Annotated in this window: 1 protein-coding gene; it reads right to left on the bottom strand. The window is 53.5% G+C overall.

Annotation, left to right across the window (positions count from 1 at the left end; genetic code table 11):
- Window positions 1-61: 61 nt before the first annotated feature.
- Entirely contained in the window at window positions 62-1336 is a 1275-nt protein-coding gene (gene ltrA, locus L1765_RS15805) for a group II intron reverse transcriptase/maturase (RefSeq protein ID WP_236408433.1), read from the bottom strand.
- Between the last annotated feature and the right edge of the window lie 560 nt (window positions 1337-1896).

Genomic DNA, 1896 nt, shown 5'->3' with positions numbered 1-1896 from the left:
ATCGAGTAAGAGGGGGCGACTAACCCCCGTCTTCTCACACCACCTAGCATGCGGTTCCGCACTAGGCGGTTCGCCAACCTTGACGAAGTTCGTTATATCTTTGGGTTAAACTCTTGAGTCCTCGGGATTGCCAGTAGGCGATTCCGAGGGCTTTGTGTAAGTGGGGAGTATGTGTGGTACGCCACGCGCCTTTTCGTGTATTCGCTATTTCGAAGACTTGCCGTTCCGGAAGGCCTAATGCCCTCAGTTCGCGGATTCTTGTCCGGACTCGTTTCCATTGGTGCCAAAGACACAAGCGCAACCTCCGACGTATCCAATCCTCTAACGCCTTCAGTACGGATGGTGTTTCTATGAGGGCAAAGTACCCCATCCATCCCATCAGGTATTGATTTAGTAGCCGGATGCGCTCCTCCATGGAGATGCTCCATGTGGGGTTTGTCAGTTGCCGAATTTTGTCTTTGACTCGCTTTAGCGATTTTGGCGCAATGCGAACCTTTGCTTCTTTCTGTGCCGTGAAACTGAATCCCAGAAACTTTCGCTTCCAAGGCCAGTCCACCGCACTTTTCTCCTCATTTACCTTGAGTTTTAACTTCCCCTCCAAGAATCGCGTGACACTTGCCTTCACCCGTTCTCCCGCTCGCTTTGTCTTTACGTAGATGTTACAGTCGTCCGCATAGCGGACGAACCGCGAGCCTCTTCGCGTAAGTTCTTTATCCAAGTCGTCGAGCAGAATGTTTGCCAGTAACGGACTCAACGGGCCACCTTGCGGCGTTCCTTCCTCGCTTCTTACACAAATTCCGCCAACCATCACCCCTGCTTGCAAGTACGCTCGGATCAGCTTCAGAACTCGCTTGTCCTTTACTTTCCGCGCTACTCTGCTCATCAGGATGTCGTGATTTACTCGGTCAAAGAATTGCGCTAAGTCGATATCGACTACGATACGGTATTCTTCCCGGATAAATCGCTGGGCTTGCCGTACGGCGTCATGACCGCGCCGATTGGGGCGAAAACCAAAGCTGTTCGGGGAAAATTCCGGGTCGAAGATTGGTGTCAGCACTTGGAGGATGGCTTGTTGGATTAATCGATCGATCACGGTAGGAATCCCAAGCAGCCTTGCTCCACCATCGGGTTTCGGGATTTCGACCCTCCGGACAGGAGAAGGCTTGTAGGTTCCTTCTAGCAAGTGCTGGCGAATCGTTTCCCAGCGCTGCACGATATATTCCCGGAGTTGCTCGGTTGAGACTCCATCGATACCCGCCGCGCCTTTGTTGGATTCCACTCGGTGCAGGGCTTCCAGTAGATTCTGCCGTGACACGATTTGTTCCATCAAGTCCATCTTGGATACTTCTCCCTTCGCAGGATGACATTCAGGTCTTGCCGGTCGATGCTCTGCCCTCTCCGGTGCCCTCGGGGCTTCACCCCTACTCTCCCGAAGTAGTTCCTTGCGGAATTCTGCTTTCAACACATCGCTTCTCGAAAGATTCTGACCCATCCTTGAGTTGACGTTCGGCCCTTCCGCTTTCCGGCGTCCCGTACTTGCGTACTACGGCGTCTGCTGACTCCTACACGTTCAGCGAAGCCTTTCGACTTCGGTTACCATCGGTAGATGGCGTTCCGTGCAGGTCTCCCCAGGTAAGAACGTCATCTTTCCGCTCATGTGCCTACCCAAGTATACTGCTATAGCCTTTGGCGGCTTTGGACTTCACCATGTTTAGCTGGCTCATCCGACTATAACAGCCTCGAATTGGGTTCGTGTACCTTAGACCGAGCGTTTGCCTCCAGCTTCCTCCAGATTCCGCCTCGCGGCGGACACCCTTGCTCTTGGCTAACGGTAGGCGCTCGCCAGCCCCCGTTCGGGACTTTCACCCTATAGATGATCGCCCATGCTGGGCGCAC

The sequence above is a fragment of the Microaerobacter geothermalis genome, assembly GCF_021608135.1.
Classification (GTDB): domain Bacteria; phylum Bacillota; class Bacilli; order DSM-22679; family DSM-22679; genus Microaerobacter; species Microaerobacter geothermalis.
Note: the sequence above shows the minus strand (reverse complement) of the source record. Positions and strands in the feature narration are given on the sequence as shown.